12 protein-coding genes are annotated in these 17,780 nt (G+C 68.3%); 5 read left to right on the top strand and 7 right to left on the bottom strand.

The genetic code is table 11. The annotated features are described in order from the left end of the window. Positions 1-34 precede the first annotated feature (34 nt). The gene (locus D4765_RS09245) at positions 35-1,630 is read right to left on the bottom strand and encodes an aminopeptidase P family protein (protein ID WP_136642009.1); all 1,596 of its coding nucleotides are present in this window, start codon (positions 1,628-1,630) and stop codon (positions 35-37) included. A 96-nt stretch (positions 1,631-1,726) separates the two neighbouring features. Here D4765_RS09245 and D4765_RS09240 point away from each other — a divergent pair, with 96 nt between their 5' ends. Continuing rightward, positions 1,727-2,617, top strand: coding sequence for a PHP domain-containing protein (locus D4765_RS09240; protein WP_136642008.1), 891 nt, complete (start codon positions 1,727-1,729; stop codon positions 2,615-2,617). A 38-nt stretch (positions 2,618-2,655) separates the two neighbouring features. On the opposite strand, the gene D4765_RS09235 is transcribed toward D4765_RS09240, so the two are convergent. Beyond that, entirely contained in the window at positions 2,656-3,927 is a 1,272-nt protein-coding gene (locus D4765_RS09235; RefSeq protein WP_237280339.1) for a DUF445 domain-containing protein, read from the bottom strand. An 11-nt stretch (positions 3,928-3,938) separates the two neighbouring features. Next, positions 3,939-5,699, bottom strand: a complete 1,761-nt coding sequence (locus tag D4765_RS09230) for a DEAD/DEAH box helicase (RefSeq protein ID WP_237280345.1) — start codon at positions 5,697-5,699, stop codon at positions 3,939-3,941. 431 nt (positions 5,700-6,130) lie between these two features. Here D4765_RS09230 and D4765_RS09225 point away from each other — a divergent pair, with 431 nt between their 5' ends. Beyond that, entirely contained in the window at positions 6,131-6,847 is a 717-nt protein-coding gene (locus D4765_RS09225) for a ferritin-like fold-containing protein (protein WP_237280338.1), read from the top strand. Positions 6,848-6,908: 61 nt separating this feature from the next. Here the strand turns inward: D4765_RS09225 and D4765_RS09220 are convergent, their stop codons facing one another. The 3 genes from D4765_RS09220 to D4765_RS09210 are packed head-to-tail and all read right to left on the bottom strand — an operon-like array spanning position 6,909 to position 8,703. Further along, positions 6,909-8,150 (bottom strand): kynureninase, encoded by a 1,242-nt coding sequence (locus D4765_RS09220; protein WP_136642007.1) that lies wholly within the window; start codon positions 8,148-8,150, stop codon positions 6,909-6,911. 13 nt (positions 8,151-8,163) lie between these two features. Then, positions 8,164-8,469 (bottom strand): hypothetical protein, encoded by a 306-nt coding sequence (locus D4765_RS09215; RefSeq protein WP_136642006.1) that lies wholly within the window; start codon positions 8,467-8,469, stop codon positions 8,164-8,166. Positions 8,470-8,478: 9 nt separating this feature from the next. Beyond that, complete coding sequence (locus tag D4765_RS09210) at positions 8,479-8,703, bottom strand: DUF3107 domain-containing protein (RefSeq protein ID WP_136642005.1); 225 nt, start codon at positions 8,701-8,703, stop codon at positions 8,479-8,481. Positions 8,704-8,857: 154 nt separating this feature from the next. Between D4765_RS09210 and D4765_RS09205 the strand changes: the two genes are divergently transcribed. Then, positions 8,858-12,310: an ATP-dependent DNA helicase gene (locus tag D4765_RS09205; protein ID WP_136642004.1), complete on the top strand. Its 3,453-nt coding sequence runs from the start codon at positions 8,858-8,860 to the stop codon at positions 12,308-12,310. Positions 12,311-12,324: 14 nt separating this feature from the next. Beyond that, on the top strand, positions 12,325-15,573 hold the full coding sequence (locus D4765_RS09200; RefSeq protein ID WP_136642054.1) for an ATP-dependent DNA helicase: 3,249 nt from the start codon (positions 12,325-12,327) through the stop codon (positions 15,571-15,573). Positions 15,574-15,653: 80 nt separating this feature from the next. Here D4765_RS09200 and D4765_RS09195 read toward each other — a convergent pair whose 3' ends face one another. Further along, positions 15,654-16,706 carry a phosphotransferase gene (locus D4765_RS09195; RefSeq protein WP_136642003.1) on the bottom strand — a complete coding sequence of 351 codons (1,053 nt, stop codon included), beginning with the start codon at positions 16,704-16,706 and terminating at the stop codon, positions 15,654-15,656. Positions 16,707-16,768: 62 nt separating this feature from the next. Between D4765_RS09195 and nudC the strand changes: the two genes are divergently transcribed. Continuing rightward, positions 16,769-17,779, top strand: a complete 1,011-nt coding sequence (gene nudC, locus D4765_RS09190) for an NAD(+) diphosphatase (RefSeq protein ID WP_136642002.1) — start codon at positions 16,769-16,771, stop codon at positions 17,777-17,779. The last annotated feature ends 1 nt before the right edge of the window (position 17,780 follow it).

Raw genomic sequence — 17,780 nt, 5'->3', positions numbered from 1 at the left:
GTGCCAACCAGGCTTCAGTGGCCCATCCATGCGTCTAGCGCGCCAACCACGCCTCGACCTCGTCGGCCGAGCGCGGGATGCCCGCCGACAGGTTCTCTGCGCCATCGGCCGTCACGAGAATGTCGTCTTCGATGCGCACACCGATACCTCGAAACGACTCCGGCACCGTGAGGTCGTCGGGCTGAAAGTACAGCCCCGGCTCGATCGTGAACAGGTTGCCGGGCTCCAACACGCCATCGAGGTACATCTCGCGGCGCGCCTTCGCGCAGTCGTGCACGTCGAGCCCCAGGTGGTGGCTCGTGCCGTGCACCATGTAACGGCGGTGCTGCTGGTTCTCGGGCTGCATAGCCTCGTCGGCCGACACCGGCAGGAGCCCCCACTCGGCGGTCTTCCGCGCAATGACCGACATGGCCGTAGCGTGGATCTCACGAAACCGAATACCGGGGCGCACGATGGCGAAGGCGGCGTCGGCTGCTTCGCGAACGGCTTCGTAGATCATCCGTTGCTCCGGGCTGAAGGTGCCGCTCACCGGCAGGGTGCGGGTGATGTCGGCGGTGTAGTAGCTGTCGAGTTCGACGCCGGCGTCGACCAGAATGAGGTCGCCCGGTGTGACCGGGCCGTCATTGCGGGTCCAGTGCAGGATGCACGCGTGCGGCCCCGACGCCGCGATGGTGTCGTACCCCACGGCGTTGCCGTCGGCCCGGGCGCGCCCGTTGAAGACACCTTCGACGAGTCGTTCGCCGCGTTCGTGGCTGGTGATGCGGGGGAGGTCGGCGACGATGTCATCGAAGCCGCGGGCCGTGGCGGCGATGGCGAGACGCATCTGGGCGATCTCGTACTCGTCTTTCACGAGGCGCATCTCCGAGAGATCGCGTTCGAGCAGGTCTGAGTCGGCGTGTCGGTCGGCCACCGTGTCGAGCTCGATGCGTTCGGGCTCGCTCGGCGTGGGCGCGATGATGTCTTCGGGGTCTGGCTCGCCGGCCGGTGTGAGCGCTTCGGCCGCGTCGAGCTCGGCGATGGCCTTCAGCGCCGCTGCGCTGTGGCTGCGGCTCTCGTCGAGCAGTGCGGTGAGTTCGGGGTCGGCGTCGCGCACGATCAGCGTGTGCTCGTCGGCGGTGTCGACCACGTCGTCGAGCTCGGCGATCGCACGGGTCTCGAGCGCCAGGTCACTGGCCACCTGGGCGAGTGAGGGGCGCGGGCCGATCCAGAATTCGCCGATCTCGGGGTTCGCGTAGAACTCGTCGGAGTCGCGCCCGGCGCGCTCGCGAAAGTACAGGGTGGCCACGTGAGCCCCGCCCTCGACAGGCTCGAGCACCAGCACGGCGCCGGGCTCGGAGTCGGAACCCCAGCCGGTGAGGTAGCTGAACGAGGTGTGGGCGCGAAACGGGAAGTCGGTGTCGTTCGAGCGCTGCTTCAGGCGGCCAGCGGGAATGACGAGGCGCTTGCCCGGGTATTTCGCGCCGATGCGGGTGCGGCGGGCGGCGGCGAAGGCGGCCTCGTTGCGGGCCGGGGGCAGAGCATCCGTTCGCTCAGCCCAGTTGCTCGAAATGTAATCTTTGAATGCGTCGGAGCCGGGCGTGGTGGAGCGGTTCGACGTGGCGCGGGGGGTCTTTTCGGTGGTGTCAGCCATGACTCCATTGTCGCGCGTTGCGCCGTGAAAGTCTTGCCGAAGGGCGTGGGCCCTCGGGGTGAACCCCCGCTCGACGCGGTGAGCTTACGATGGGGTATGCCCGATGCCACGCCCGCTCTGCGCGCACCCATAGATCTGCACACGCACAGCAGCGCGTCGGATGGCACCGAGACGCCGTACGAGGTGGTGGTCGCGGCGAAGCGCGCCGGCCTTGCCGCGCTCGCGCTGACAGACCACGACTCGACGGCAGGCTGGGCCTCAGCTTCGCAGGCGGCGCGCGACAGTGAACTCACCCTGATTCCCGGCATGGAGCTCAGCACGCGCCAGGGCCACGCGAGCGTGCACCTGCTGTCCTACCTGTTCGACCCGCTGAACGCCGACCTGCTGGCCGAGACCACCACGATTCGGGATGCCCGGCTCAAGCGTGCCGAACAGATCGTCGCCCGCATCGGGGCCGACTACGACCTCACCTGGGCCGACGTGCTGGCCCACACCAGCGCGGGTGCCACCGTGGGTCGCCCGCACATCGCCGATGCGCTCGTCGCCAAGGGGCTCGCAGCAACACGCAGCCAGGCGTTCGAGGGCATTCTGCACTGGCGGGCCGGCTACTTTCAGCCGCACTACGCACCGACACCGCTTCGTGGAGTCGAGCTCGTAGTGGCGGCCGGGGGAGTGCCGGTGCTGGCGCACCCCGGAGCGGGTGGGCGCGACCGGGTGATTCCCGAGGCCGCCCTGCGAGAGCTGGTCGATGCCGGGCTCTTCGGGCTCGAGATCGACCACCGACAGAACACGCCCGACGGCCGGGAACGGTTGCACGAGCTCGCGACCCTCTTCGGGCTGCAGATCACCGGTTCGAGCGACTACCACGGCGAGGGAAAGCCCAACAGGCTCGGCGAGAACACCACGCGGCCCGAGGTGGTGGCGGCGCTCATCGCCCGCGCCACCGGTTCGGCGCCCGTGTACGGCGCAATGGCTCCGACCGCGTAGCTCCGCGCTTACTGTTGCGCGCCCGCGAGAGGCGCGGATCAGAAGGCGGAGAGCAGCCCCTGCGCCACAGCGAAGATCGCCAGCCCCGCGAGCGACCCCACCACCGTGCCGTTGATGCGGATGAACTGAAGGTCGCGCCCCACCTGCAACTCGATCTTCTGGCTGGCCTCCTTGCCGTCCCAGCGTGAGACGGTTTCAGAGATGACGGCAGCGATGTCGTGACGGTAGCTCGCGAGCAGGTGCGACGCCGCGTTCGCCACCCAGGTGTCGACGGTCGACGCAAGCCGGGCATCCGAAGCCAATCGGGTACCCACGTCGACCAGGGTCGACTCGATCGTCAGGCGCAGTGCGCTCTCGGGGTTCTCGAGTGAGGCTGTGAGGGCGTCTTTGATCGCCTGCCAGGCCAGCGCGGCGAGTTCGCGCAGCCGCGGGTCGTCGAGCACCTGCTCTTTGAGAGCTTCGACCCGTTTCATCATGGCGGGGTCGTGTTGCAGGTCGTCGGCGAGGCGCAACAGGTACTCGTCGAGGGCCTTCCGCAACGGATGCCCGGGGTTCGCCTGCACCGACTGCACGAACTTCAGCGCTTCGCGGTACACGCGGTCGTCGACGAGCCGGTCGACGAATGACGGCAGCCAGCTCGGCAGCCGCTTCGACACGAGTGCGGTGAACGATTCGGGGTTCGCCGCCAGCCATTGTTCGGCTTTGTCGACGAGCAGGTCTACCGCGATGTGCTGGTGCCCGGTGGCGAGAACGCTCGAGGCCAGCTCGCCGATCTGCGGCGACCAGTCGCGCCCCACGAGGTGGGTGCGAGCGAGGCCCTCGATCACGCTGCGAATCTCGTCGTCGCTCAGAAACGACAGCGCACCGGTGAGGCCACCGGCAATCTCGTTCGTGAGCCGATGCGCATTCGCGGGTTGGCTGAGCCAGCCGCTCACCACCCGTGACACACCGACCGACGCCAGCTTCTCTTGCACAACGGCGTCAGAGAGAAAGTTCTCCTCAACGAACTCGCCGAGGCTCTCGCCGATCTCGTTCTTGCGGGTGGGAATGATGGCGGTGTGCGGAATCTTCAGCCCCAACGGCCGCCGAAACAGCGCCGTGACGGCGAACCAGTCGGCGAGGGCACCGACCATCCCGCCTTCGCTCGCCGCGCGTACGTACTGAAGCCATGGGTAGCGGGCCTGCAGCGCGAACGACACAGCGAAGATGACCGCCATCAGCACCAGAAGGCCGGTGGCGAGCAACTTCATGCGGCGAAGGGCGCCGCGTTTCACCTCTTCAGCAGGGGTGAGGGGCGAAAGCGCCGACACCTCGGGCCGCGCTACTCGGCGTGGGGCGCGCGCGGTGCGCGGTTGCGAGACCGGCTGCGACGGCGCGGTGCGCTGTTGCCGTCGTGGTGCTCGTGGCCGCCGTGCTGTTCGGGGTGGTCGACCGAGGCGCCGGATGCCGCACCGGCGTCGCCCGAACCCGAGAAGCTCACCGCGGTGGTGTCGCCGCGCATGTTGCTCGACGTGGCATCGCTCGACGTGCTCTCGCCGCCCGCCGCGCTGCCCGTACCGCCGGCCGTGCCGGCTCCACCGGATCGACGGCGGTTGCGCGAGCGAGGAGGCCGGTCGCCGCCCTCGCGGGGAGCCGCGGAGCCGTCGGCGACAACGCCGTCAGCAGCGATCGCCGTGTCGGTGCTGCGAGCGTCGCGGCCACCTTCCCGGCCACCGTCACGCCCACCGGTGCGGCCGGAGCCGTCGCGCGAACCCTCGCGGGCGGGGCGCCCCGAACCGCTGCGGCCACTGTCGCGTGAACCGTCGCGTGAGCCGTCGCGACCGCCATCGCGTGAGCCTTCGCGCGGGGCGCGGGGCGGGCGATCGGCGGCGTCTTGGCCCTTGGCAGCAGGCGTGGGCTTCAGGCGGCCCTTGGTGCCCACCGGGATGTTCAGTTCTTCGAAGAGGTGCGGTGACGACGAGTAGGTCTCGACCGGCTCGGGCTGGCCCATGTCGAGGGCGCGGTTGATGAGCGCCCACTTGTGCATGTCGTCCCAGTCGACGAAGGTCACGGCGATACCCGTCTTGCCCGCGCGGCCGGTGCGGCCGGCACGGTGCAGGTAGGTCTTCTCGTCTTCGGGAATCGTGTGGTTGATCACGTGCGTCACGTCATTGACGTCGATTCCGCGGGCGGCGACATCCGTTGCGATGAGAACGTCGCGCTTGCCGGCCTTGAAGGCGGCCATGGCGCGCTCGCGCTGCTCCTGGTTCAGGTCGCCGTGCACGGCTGCGGCGTTGAAGCCGCGGTCGCCGAGTTCTTCCACGAGGCGGGCGGCGGCGCGCTTGGTGCGGGTGAAGATCACGGTCTTGCCGCGGCCCTCCGACTGCAGGATGCGCGCGATGATCTCGTCTTTGTCGAGGTTGTGTGCGCGGTACACGACGTGCTTGATGTTGGCCTGTGTGAGGCCCTCATCGGGGTCGGTGGCGCGAATGTGAATGGGGCGCGACATGAAACGGCGCGCGAGAGCCACAACCGGGCCCGGCATCGTGGCCGAGAAGAGCATGGTGTGACGGCCGGCGGGGGTCTGGGCGAAGAGCTTCTCGACGTCGGCGAGAAAACCGAGGTCGAGCATCTTGTCGGCCTCGTCGAGCACCATCACCTTGACGTTGGCGAGCGAGAGCAGTCGCTGGCCGGCGAGGTCGAGCAGGCGGCCGGGGGTTCCGACGACGACCTGCGCGCCCGCTTTCAGCTGCTCGATCTGGCCCTCGTAGGCCTTGCCGCCGTAGATGGCGATGACAGTGGTGGGGCGGTTCGCCGCGGCGAGCTGCAGGTCTTCGGTGACCTGAACGGCGAGTTCGCGGGTGGGTACGACGACGAGTGCCTGAACACCCGGCTCGGGGTTCGCACCGAGGCGCTGCAGCAGCGGCAGACCGAAACCGAAGGTCTTGCCGGTACCCGTCTTGGCCTGGCCGATGATGTCTTGGCCCTCGAGGCCGAGCGGAATGGTCTGCGTCTGAATGGGGAACGGGTGCAGGATGCCGTGCGACGCGAGAGCGTCGACGAGGTCTTGCTCCACCTTCAGGTCGGCGAAGGTCGCCTCGATGGGCTCGGCGGTCGGCGCGAACGGATCGGGCGCGATGACCTCGATGACCGGGGTCTCGGTGTCGAGGTCGAGGTCAGTGTCGGCGTCGGAATCGCTCGGATTGCCGGTGGGTGAAAAGGTTGAATCGAAAGTCACAGTGGATGCCCTGTCATGTGTGGGCTACGCCTGAATCAGAAATCATGCTGCACATCTCTGGCCGCGACGTACGGGTGCAGGTGCGGGGCAGAGCGGCGAAGCGGGGGCCGGCGATGGCGCCTGGCGGCGGCGTAGAGGCCCCGATTCGTGTCAGGGCTGCGAGTAGTTTAGCTGAGCATCCGGTGTTTTCGCCTCGCCGCCGCGCTCTGCAGACGAACGGGTATATGCCGAAAATGGAATAGAAGCGGGCTGTGAGGGTTCTTCTGGCGTGCCGGTCAACCGGTAGACTCGGCGAAATGTTTGAGGTTTTCAGACGCCCACCGGTGCGCACAGAGGTTCAGCGGCTGAGGCCGCGGCGCTCGGGCGTCACCGTGCCGAGGGTGGCCTTGGCCGAGCTGACACCCGAACTCGAGCCGTACCTCGCCCAGGCTGCGTACATTCAGATGTCGATCTTCGAGTCGGTGGCCCGGGTGGCCACGTTGGCGCCGTCGGTTCGGGCGAAGGAGTCGCTGAGCCCTGCCGCGGGGCAGGCCCTCGACAAGCACCACCGCCTGGTTGTGGAACTCGGCAAGGTCACCGATGATCCGGCTGCGCAGATGCAGGGCATTGCTCCGGCCATCGACCATTACGCGGCGGTTGTGCGGGGCGGCGACTGGTATGAGTCGCTCAGCAGCATCTACCTCACCGCGGGCATCCTCGACGACTTCTTCGTTCTGCTGGCGGCCGGTATTCCGGGCGACGTAGGTACGAAGGCGGCGAAGATCATCGAGGCAGACACGAAACGCGATGTGATTCCTGTGCTGCTGGCCGATGCCATCGCGGCCGACCCCATGCTCGGTTCGCGCCTGGCGCTCTGGGGTCGCCGGCTCGTGGGCGACACTCTGCTGGTGGCGCGTTCGGCTATTCACCAGAGCGGAAACGTCTACACCGACGAACAGCGCATCGAGCCCGTGTTCACTGAACTCATCGCCAAGCACAGCCGCCGTATGGATGGCCTCGGCCTCACCGCCTGACCTGCCCAGCAGCCTGCCTGCCGACCTGCCTGCCGACTCGGCCGCCGGCCTGCTCATCGGCTCAGGCCGCGCGGCGTTCGAGGGCGTCTCGCACGGCGGCGATGCCCACGGCCACCTCGGTGAAGCTGGTCGAGAGCGGTGAGAGCCCCACACGAAGGCCCTCGGGCGCCCGAAAGTCGGGAACCACGCCGCCACGCCACAGCTCGGCCACGATCTCGCGAAAATCGGGGTGATCGAGGGTCACATGGCTGCCTCGCTCGGCTGAAGCGCGCGGGCTCGCCACCTCGACGCCGTAGGGTGCGAGCACCTCGTCGGCCAACTCGATGGTGAACGAGGTCAGTGCGACCGACTTCGCGCGCACCGCCTCGACACCGACCTCACCGATCAGCGCGATCATGTCGCGCATGGCGAGCATGCCGATCACCGGCGGAGTGCCGCTCTGAAAGCTCCGGATGCCCGGGGCCGGGGTATATCCGGGGCCCATCGCGAACGGGTCGGCGTGCCCCAGCCACCCCCAGATCGGTTGGCGGAGCTCACCCAGCAGGTCTCGGCGCACATAGGCGAAGGCGGGGGAGCCGGGGCCCCCGTTGAGGTATTTATAGGTGCATCCGACGGCCAGGTCGACACCCCAGTCGTCGAGCCGGGTCTCGACGCTGCCCGCGGAGTGGCAGAGATCCCACACGATGAGCGCGCCGGCGTCGTGCGCGAGGCGGGTCAGAGCGGGTACGTCGGCGAGGTACCCCGAGCGGTAGGCGACGTGGCTCGCCACGACTACGGCCGTCTGCTCGCTCAGGGCGGCCGCGAGCAGGTCGGCCGTGAGACCGGAGCGGCGCGAGGTCTCGACCCAGCGTACGGTCAGTGCGCGCTCAGCGGCGATGCCTTCGACCAGGTACCGGTCGGTGGGAAAGTTGTCGGAGTCGACGATGATCTCGGTGCGGCCGGGCCGCGCGTCGAGGGCGGCGCGAATCACCTTGTAGAGCAGTACGGTCGTCGAGTCGCCGATGAGGGTCTGGCCGGGCGCCGCGCCGAGGGTGGCGCGCGCGAGTTCGTCGCCGATGGTGGTGGGCAACTGCAGCCACTCTTCATCCCACCCGCGGATGAGCCGGTCGCCCCACGAATCGGTGACGAAGGCAGCAAGGCGCGCAGCCGTACTCTTCAGCGGGCGGCCGAGGGAGTTGCCGTCGAGGTAGGCGAGCACGGGTTCGGTGCTGCTCGCGAGACTGCCGACAAATCGCTCACGATAGACGGCGAGGGGGTCGGCGGCGTCGAGACTGATCGCCCGCTCGAATGGTGTGGCGGGCATCGTTCGTCGCGGCTCAGGCGACGCGGGCTTTGCCCGAGAGCAGCGACGAGAGCTCTGCGCGGTCTCTCGCCTGGCGGCGACGACCGAGCACCACATCGGTGATGCCCACGACGAGACCGGTCAGTACGAGGGAGATGACCCAGATCCAGCCGCCGTCGTAGCGGAGGCCGAGCCAGGTCAGTGCCTCCCACAGCACGGCAGCCACGACGGCGCCGAGAGCGGGCATCAGCACCGAACCGTGGGTGTCGCGCAGCGGAAAGATGTACCGCGCCAGGGCGCCCAGAATAACGCCACCCAAGACGATGAAGAGCAGTTCCATGCTCGTAGGTTAGCCGACGAAACCGATGCGGCGTGACTCTTCGGTGCCGATCTCGACGTAGCTCAGGTTCGCAACAGGAACGAGGTAGAGCTTGCCCTTGTTGTCTTTCAGCGACAGGTGGCCGGTGCCGGTGGCGAGGGCGTCTGAAACCGTCTTCTCGATGTCTTCTGCTGACTGGTTGGTCTCGAAGCTGAGTTCGCGAGGAGATTGTGCAATGCCGATACGGATTTCCACCAGGTGTGCCTTTCGAATTTGTGCGTTGGGCTGAACTTCTGCCACACCCCCAGATTACGGCAGCCCGGATGCCCGGCAGAGCCCGTTCGAGCCGTTTGCCCCTCGCCGAGAGCGAACACACCCGGGTGTCGGGGGCTCGCGCTAGCGTTGCCTCGTGACTTCGACTCCCGCCTCCGCCGCAGGCCCTGACCGCGCGCTCGATGCCAGCCACGATGCTGCGCTCGATGCATCTCAGCGCGCCGTTCTGGGGGTTCCCGAGGGTGAGAGCGTGGCGGTGATCGGGGCACCGGGGTCGGGCAAGACGTGCACGCTGGTCGAGCTCGTGGCCGAACGGGTGCTCGTGCGCGGGTATGCGCCGGGCGAACTGATGGTGCTCACGGCCACTCGGCAGGCGGCCACCCAGTTGCGCGACCGGCTGGCGCTGCGCCTGGGCGTGCCCACCAACGGGCCGCTTGCCCGCACGGTGAACTCACTGGCGTTCCACATCGTGCAGGGCGCCGCGGCTGCGGCCGGCGCCGAGCCTCCCACCCTGCTGACGGGCGCCGAGCAAGACCGCATCATCGCCGAACTTCTCGACGGTCACCTGGCCGACGGCGGCGGGCCGTCGTGGCCCGACCCCCTTACCGCAGACGTGAGGGTGCTCCGCGGCTTCCGAACCGAGCTTCGCGAACTGTTGATGCGTGCCACCGAAGACGGGGTCTCACCCGAGGCGCTCGCCGAGCTCGGCCGGCACCACGGTGTGCCCGAGTGGGTGGCCGCGGGCCAGTTCGCACACGAGTACCAGCAGGTCGTCGCCAGCTTTCGCGACGCCTCACTCGATTCGGCAGAACTCATCGCCGAGGCGCGGCTCGTGCTCGTGCGGGGCGGTGCCGAGGTGCTCGGTGCGGTGAAACTCGTCATCGTCGACGACTTTCACGAACTGTCGAGCGGTGCGGTGAACTTCATCTCCACGCTGGCCCGCCGAGGGGTCGCGATCGTTGCGTTCGGCGATCCCGATGTTGCCACCACGAGCTTTCGCGGTGGCGAGAAAGACGCGCTCGGGCGCCTCGGCTCGGTGCTCGCGGTGCCCGTGGGCGAGCCGCTGTACCTCGAGAACGTGTACCGGCACGGGCCGGGCATCCGGGGCCTCGTCGATCGCACGACCGGTCGTGTCGGCGCGGCCGCGGCGGGGCGGCAGCGCGCGGCGCGGTCGGTGCTGCCTCCCCGGCCCGTGCCGGCGGCGCACGTGCATCCGGCCGCGGCCACAGCTGGCGCGACGGTGGCGGCACTGACTGCGACTGAGGCTACGGCGGCGACCGAGGTTGAGATTGCGACTGCGACCGCGACTGCGGCTGCGACCGGGGCTGCGACTGCGGCTGCGGCTGAGACGGTCGACGAGGTGCGGGTGCTGCAGGTGGCGACGCCAGCGGCAGAAGTGGCAGCCATTGCCCAGGTGCTGCGCGAGCACCACCTGTTGCGGGGAGTGCCGTGGCGCGAGTTGGCCGTCGTGGTGCGCTCGGGCGCGCTCATCTCGTCGCTGGCGAGAGGGTTGGCGCTGGCCGAGGTTCCGACGAAGACACTCACGGGCGGCCGGGCGCTCCGCGACGACTATGCCGCCCGACACCTTGCCGTGGCCATCGCGGTGGCCATCGGGGTGCGCTCTCTCGACGACAGCGTCACGCGCGAGCTGCTGCTCGGCCCGTTCGGCGGGCTCGACGCGGTGTCGCTTCGGCGGTTGCGATTGTCTCTTCGCCAAGAAGAACTGGCCGGCGACGGCAATCGCACGGCCGACGCGCTGCTCACCGACGCACTCGAAGGGCCGGGGAGGCTCGTGACCATCGATTCGGCACCGGCACGGCGCGTGGGGCGATTCGCCGACAACCTGGCGGCGGTGCGCGCCCTGCACGCGGGCGGGGCGACCATCGAAGAACTGCTGTGGCAGCTCTGGAATGGCAGCGGCCTGCCCGAACAGTGGCTGGCGCAGTCGAAGGGCTCGGGCATCCTCGCTGACGAAGCGAACCGCAACCTCGACGGCGTGCTGGGCGTGTTCACCTCGGCCAAACGGTATGTCGAGCGGTACCCGAACCGGCCGGCCACCGAGTTTCTCGTCGACCTCCTCGAGTCTGAGGTGCCCGAAGACTCTCTCTCACCGCGGTCGGTGAGCGACGCGGTGGTCATCTCGACGCCGAACGGCGTGATCGGCACCGAATTCGAGGTCGTGGTGGTGGCGGGGCTGCAGGAGTCGGTGTGGCCGAACCTGCGCCTGCGCGGATCGCTGCTGCACCCCGACCGACTGAGTGCGGTCGTCGCGGCTCGCCCCGTGGCCGACGTCGACGAACGTGCCGAAGTCATGGGCGACGAGCTGCGGATGTTCGCGCTCGCCGTCTCGCGCGCCCGCACGCAGACCGTGCTGAGCACCGTGGCGAACGACGACGAACAGCCCTCGCCGTTCGTGCGGCTGGCACCGGTGCCTGTGCCGCCGGTGACTGCGCCCGTGGCGGCCGCGGTCGAGCGGTCGGGGCGCGCACGATGGGTGGCGGGGCATCCGCTGTCGCTGCGTGGACTGGTGGGGGTGCTGCGCCGCAGGCTCGTCGAGACGGGCGACCCCGGTGCTGCGTCGGCGCTCGCACTGCTGGCGGTCGAGGGGGTGCCGGCCGCGCATCCGGAGACCTGGTACGGCACGCTCGAACCGTCGACCACCGAACCCCTGGTCGACCTCGAAGGCGACCCCGACGCCATGGTCGACGTGTCGCCGTCGAAGCTCGAGACCTTCGAGAAGTCGCCGCTGGCGTGGTTCATCGACAAGGTGTCTGGCGGCACGCTGGGGCTCGCGGCCGGCATCGGTACGCTGCTGCACTCCGTCATGGAAGAGGTGACCGCGCGCCCCGACCCCGACCTCAGTGTGACGGGGCTGTGGAGCGAACTCGACGAACGCTGGGGCGAACTTGACTTCGAGTCGGCCTGGCTCGCGGAGCGCGAGCGCCTGCGCACGGTGCGCCGGGTTGAAGGGCTCTCGCAGTATCTGGTGGAGTTCGAGCGGCTGGGCGGCGAACTGCTCGGCGGCGAAGACAGCTTCACGCTCGATGTGGGTCGAGCGCGCCTCCGCGGAACGATCGACCGGCTCGAGCGCTGGCCCGACGGCCGCGTCACGGTGGTCGACCTGAAGACGGGCGCATACGCACCGACCGGGCCTGCTGTGGTTGAGCACGCCCAGCTCGGCAGCTACCAGCTCGCCCTGCTGGCGGGTGCCGTCGGTGTGAAGCGCCCGGCTGACACGGCTGATACCACTGATACCACTGATACCACTGACACGGCTGATACCACTGACACCGCTCACACCACTGAAGTCACCGCGGTGGCCGGGGTGGCCGAACCGGTCAAGAACGGGGGAGCAGTACTGCTCTATGTGGCTCTGAGTTCGGGAGCCGGTGCGAACAAGGTGCTCTACAAGCTGCTTGTGCAGGCCCCGCTCGACGATGAAGCGGCCGAGTTCTTTCGCACGCGCATCACGGCCGGCGCTGTTGGCATGGCCGGCACCGAGTTTCCCGGCCGCGAGGGCCTCGACGAACGAGACCCGCATGGCAGCTATGCCTACCGCATCCACCTTGTGAAGGCGGTCTCCGCGTGAACGCTCCCGACAGAATGAGCCCCGACATCGACGCGCCAACCACCACTTCCCGGCCCGGGCCCCGGCCCGCCCTCAGCGCGCTCGACATTGCGCACGCACTCGAACTGCCGCCGCCCACGGCCCAGCAGCAGGCCGTCATCGAGGCGCCGCTCGAACCCAGCATTGTGATCGCCGGGGCCGGCAGCGGCAAGACCGAGACCATGGCGAACCGTGTCGTCTGGCTGCTCGCCAACGGGTTCGTGGGTATCTCGGAGGTTCTCGGGCTGACCTTCACCCGCAAGGCCGCGGGCGAGCTCGCGGTACGTATTCGATCGCGCATCGACCAGCTCGCAGCATCCGGAATCGCTGACGTCGACTTCGATCCGTTCGACGCACCCGCGGTCGCCACCTACAACTCGTTCGCGAACAGCATCTTTCGCGACAACGCCCTGCTTATCGGGCGTGAGGGCGATTCGAGCATTCTGAGTGAGGCGTCGGCGTGGCAGCTCGCCCGTCGCATCGTGACCAACAGCACGGATGACCGGCTCGTGCATCTCGACAAACCCATCGATTCGCTCACCAGCGCCGTGCTGTCACTCAGTCGCGCGCTCAGCGAGAACGTCGTCGATTCGGCCGACGTGCGCGCCATGGCCGTCGAATTCGCTCAGCTGGCCGACCTGCCCACCGGTTCGACCAGGGTCACGAACGTGAATGCGTCGCTTCGGGATGCCCTTCGAACCGTGAGCGGGCTGCCCGTGCTCGCCGACCTCGCCGACCAGTACGCGCTCGAGAAGGTTCGCCGCGGGTTCGTGGAGTACTCCGACCAGGTCGCGCTCGCGCTGGCCATCACCGAGCGAGTGCCGCGCGTGGTCACCGAGTATCGAGAGCGGTACCGCGTGGTGCTGCTCGACGAATACCAAGACACGAGCGTCGTGCAGACACGCCTGCTGTCGACGCTGTTCGCCGCCATGCCCGTGATGGCGGTGGGTGACCCGCACCAGTCGATCTACGGCTGGCGTGGTGCCAGCGCGGCCAACCTCGGCACGTTCGCCGCCGATTTCACGGGCTACCCCGATGGGGCGCTCGCGTTTGCTCTGTCGACCAGTTGGCGAAACCCGCTACGGGTGCTCGATGCCGCCAACACCCTGGTCGCCCCGCTCAGCGCGGCGTCGCCCGTCGAAGTGCACCGGCTCGAGCCCCGCCAAGATGCCGGTCGCGGCACACTCGACGCGCTGTACGGCGAGACTGTGAACGACGAAGCGCGCGAGGTGGCCTCGTGGTTCAAGCAGAAGCTGGCCGAGAAGACTTCGAAGGGCGGCCAGAAGTCTGCGGCGCTGCTCTGCCGTTCGATCAAGAAGATCGACGCCTTCACCACCGCCTTCACCGAGCAGGGTGTGCCCTTTCACGTGCTCGGTCTCGGAGGGCTGCTCGAAGAGCCCGCCGTGGCCGACCTCGTCTCGGCGCTGCGAGTCATCTACTACCCCACGGCCGAGTCTGAGTTGGTGCGCCTGCTCACCGGAGCCCGGTGGCGGGTGGGGCTCCGCGACATCCAGGCCCTCAGCCGGGTGGGCTCGTGGCTCGCCGAGCGCGACCACCACTTCGCGAAGCTCGAAGACGAGGTGAAGCAGCGGCTGCGCAGCTCGGTGGTGCCCGACGAGGGTCGCTCGCTGGTCGATGCGCTCGACTTCGTGAGCGAGGCCCGCGATGGTCATCGTGCGCTCGTCGGCTTCACCGAGGTGGGGCTCGAGCGCCTGCGCCTCGCCGGCAGGCAGTTGGCCTTTCTCCGCACACGCACGGGCCTTGACCTGCTCGACCTCGTGAACCTCGTCAAGCAGCAACTGCTGCTCGACATCGAGGTGGCTGCGAACGAGCGCTCGTATCTGGGCCAGGCGAGCCTTGACGCTTTCTCCGAGCAGATCAGCTCGTTTCTCGCCGCCGACTCCACCGCCGGCCTCGGCACCTTTCTGTCGTGGCTGACCGAGGCCGAGAAGCGCGACAAGCTCAGCCCCCGCTCTGACGAGCCAGAGCCGGGAACGGTTCAGATTCTGACCATCCATGGCTCGAAGGGCCTCGAGTGGGACATCGTGGGCGTTCCTCGCATGGTCGAAGACGAGCTGCCCGGAAAGCCGCAGAGCAAGCAGGGCTGGCTGGCGTTCGGCGAGCTGCCCTACGAGTTTCGGGGCGACGCCTCAGAGCTACCCGTGCTGCCGTGGCGCACGTCGAGCACGCAGGCCGAATTCGCCAAGGCCAAAGAGGTCTACTGCGGCGACATCGTCGACCGTTACGCAGAAGAACAGCGCCGCTTGGTCTATGTGGCCGTCACCCGTGCCCGCGACAGCCTGCTGCTGAGCGGCTCGTTCTGGTCGGCCCAGCTGAAACCGCGCGCGCCGGGCCTGTTTCTGCGAGAGCTCGCCGAGCACGGCCTGCTGGCTCCGGATGCCCTGCCCGAGGCCCCCGAGAGTGAAGAGAATCCGCTGCCGCAGTCGCAGCTGCTCGTGCCCTGGCCGCTCGATGCGCTGGGTTCGAGGCGCCCGGCCGTGACGGCCGCCGCCGAGGCGGTGCTCGACGCCGATGCCGCCGCAGAAACGGAGTGGTCGCACACCATCAGCCTTCTCCTGGCCGAGCGTGCGGCGTCGCTCGCGGGCGAGTCGCTCGTCATTCCCACCCGCGTCGCCGCGTCGCGGTTCAAAGACTATGTGACCGACCCCGATGCCGTGCTGCGGAGCCTTCGGCGCCCGATGCCCGAGCGCCCTTATCGCCAGACGCGGCTCGGAACCCGGTTTCACTCGTGGGTCGAGAACCGGTACGGCATCATCGGTGGTTCTGAGCAGCTCGACGCGGCGGTCGGTGAACTCGACTTCGATCTCGATGGTGGTCTCGAGTCGGGCGACGCCGTCGAAGAGGCAGCCCTTGACCAGCTGCGTGCGACCTTCGAGGCTTCGGAGTGGGCCGGGCTCGCGCCCACCGAGGTGGAGGTCGAAATTCACCTCGTGCTCGGCGAGAACATCGTGGTGTGCAAGATCGACGCGGTGTTCGAGCGCGGCGGGCGGTACCAGATCGTCGACTGGAAGACCGGGCGCGCCCCGGCCGACGCCGACGATCTCGAGGTGAAGCAGTTGCAGCTCGCGCTCTACCGTCTGGCGTATGCGCGGTGGAAGGGCATCGACCCCGACCTCATCGACGCGGTGTTCTACTTCGTGGCCGTCGACGAGGTGATCGCGCCCGTTCGGGTGTACTCCGAAGACGAACTGCTCACGCTGTGGCAGCGGGTCGCCCGCAGCTGAGCATGAGCAATGGGACCGTGAGCGTGAGCGTGAGCAGTGGCAGCGTGAGCGTGAGCAGTGGCAGCGTGAGCGGTAGGAACTCAGTCGTCGTCGGAGATACGTGACGCGTTCGCGTGGTCACGAGCGGCGATCGGGTCTGACCGAGGGGTCTGCGTGAGCATCTGCTCGACTTCGTCGACCGCAAGCACTCGCCCGGTGTCACTCGAGAGCGGATTCACAATGTCGGCCTGTGCCGTGCTTGCGAGGGCCGTCAGCATACCCACAGCGTCGTCAACGATTGAGGCGTCGCGCCGCTCGGAGCCGTGCACCAGCCACTTTGCGATCTCGAGTTCGGCGTAGAGGCGCGCGCGCTTGCGCAGCTGCCGGTCGACCGGGCCCGAGCGGGCAACGTTGTAGCCCGAGAACACCCGGGTGGCCGACTCTTCGCGCGATACCGAGCTGAGCCAGTACAGGTCGCTCGCGGGGTCGCCCACCTTGAAGTTCGACCAGTCGAGGATGCCCGTGACGCGGTCGCCCGCAACCAGGAACGATTCGGGGCCGAGCGAACCGTGGATGACGGTGGGCTGGAACTGCCACAGCGCGCTGTCTTCGAGCGCGACAGACCAGCGCGTCAGAAGCTCGGTGGGCACCCGGCCCGTCGCCGCAGCGCGGTCTTTCGCCGTGCGGGCCGCCCGTGCAGACTCTGTGGCGCTGAAGACCGGCAGGCCGGCATCGGTGACCACAGAGGTGGGCAGCGAGTGCACGGCGGCGATCGCGCGCCCGAACGATTCGGCCAGTTCGACGCTCGCGTCGAGGCTTTCGAGGTTCGCCTGGAAGCCAGGGATGTAGTCGTACACCATGCCGCGGGTCTCGCCGATGGGTGCCTGGCCCCGAAAATCGGGGGCCTGAAAGGGCAACCGCCCACGGGAACCGGCGGTGAGTGCGCGCAACGCGACGAGGTCGCCCGACTGCTCGGTTTCGGCCTCCTGAGAGACGGGAACACGGATGACCAGTTGGTCACCCCCGCGCACGGTGAGCAGCGCCGAGTCGAACCGGCCCGACTGGCCTGTGCTGAGCGGCGTGGTCGAAACAACGTCGAGCCCAGCGACGGCGGCAGTGGCGAGCGCGGCTAGAGTGAGAGAGGATCTGGCCATACCTAACAGGGTAAGGCGGCTTCCTCGCAGCACGGCTTTCGCCACGCACGATTGGTCAACCCATGTCTTCTTCTTTGCTTCCCACCCTCGCGCTGTCACGGTATGAAATCGATCGCGATCATGCCTATCGGCTGACACCCAACCTGTTCGAGAGCCTGTGGGCCGACGAGTCGACACGGGTTCTTCCCCTTCACGACGGGCAGGCACTGCTCAGCGCGGGGCAGGCGGGTGCGAGCGACTGGGGCGACGTGTTGCCGCGGGGCGAGGGCGGCAGTGCTTCTGAGCATCCGGTGCTGGCATTCGTACCTGCTGCCCTCGTGCCCGATGTCGAGTTACAGCTCTACCTCGGTCTGTCGCTGGCAACCGATGCGGCAGAGCCCGTCGGCACCCGGCTGGTCGCCGTGACTCTCTCTGACGAGGCGGCGCTGGCCCTCGACCCCGACAAAACGCACTGGGTGAACCTGCGAAACGTTGCTGTCGAACTCAGCGACCGCGATGCGGGCGCCTACACCGAGGCGCTCGGTGTGCTCAACTGGCACCGTTCGCACACCCATTGCCCGCGCTGTGGGGCCGAAACGGTTCCCGAGGCTGGAGGCTGGGTGCGGCGCTGCCCGGTTCAAGACATCGAGATCTTTCCGCGCACCGACCCGGCCGTCATCGTGGGCATCGTCGACCAGCACGACCGCATACTGCTCGGCTCGAACGCGCTGTGGGAGGCCAACCGCTACTCACTTCTCGCCGGGTTTGTCGAACCGGGGGAGTCGCTCGAGGCAGCGGCCATTCGTGAGGTGTTCGAAGAGTCGGGTGTGCGCATTCTCGAGCCGCAGTACCTCGGCTCGCAGCCCTGGCCATTTCCCGCTTCGCTGATGTGCGGTTTTCTCGCGCGTGTCGACCCGGCCACCTCGGGTGACGCGCTGCTACCTGACGGCGAAGAGATCATGGATGTTCGCTGGTTCAGCCGCGAAGACCTTGCCGACCCCGAGCAGAGTGTTCTGCTGCCGGGCTCCGCTTCGATCGCGCGGGCGATTCTCGAGCACTGGTACGGCGGCCCGATTCCCAGCCGGTCTCGGTGAG

Source organism: Subtercola vilae (assembly GCF_004923255.1).
Classification (GTDB): domain Bacteria; phylum Actinomycetota; class Actinomycetes; order Actinomycetales; family Microbacteriaceae; genus Subtercola; species Subtercola vilae.
The sequence above is the reverse complement of the archived record's forward strand: the minus strand, read 5'-3'. Positions and strand labels throughout refer to the sequence as shown.

Bases quoted from the DNA above. Each gene is read 5' to 3' on its own strand.
- D4765_RS09245 (WP_136642009.1), bottom strand. From the start codon at position 1,630: ATGGCTGACACCACCGAAAAGACCCCCCGCGCCACGTCGAACCGCTCC.
- D4765_RS09240 (WP_136642008.1), top strand. From the start codon at position 1,727: ATGCCCGATGCCACGCCCGCTCTGCGCGCACCCATAGATCTGCACACG.
- D4765_RS09225 (WP_237280338.1), top strand. From the start codon at position 6,131: ATGTTTGAGGTTTTCAGACGCCCACCGGTGCGCACAGAGGTTCAGCGG.
- D4765_RS09220 (WP_136642007.1), bottom strand. From the start codon at position 8,150: ATGCCCGCCACACCATTCGAGCGGGCGATCAGTCTCGACGCCGCCGAC.
- D4765_RS09215 (WP_136642006.1), bottom strand. From the start codon at position 8,469: ATGGAACTGCTCTTCATCGTCTTGGGTGGCGTTATTCTGGGCGCCCTG.
- D4765_RS09200 (WP_136642054.1), top strand. From the start codon at position 12,325: ATGAGCCCCGACATCGACGCGCCAACCACCACTTCCCGGCCCGGGCCC.
- D4765_RS09195 (WP_136642003.1), bottom strand. From the start codon at position 16,706: ATGGCCAGATCCTCTCTCACTCTAGCCGCGCTCGCCACTGCCGCCGTC.
- nudC (WP_136642002.1), top strand. From the start codon at position 16,769: ATGTCTTCTTCTTTGCTTCCCACCCTCGCGCTGTCACGGTATGAAATC.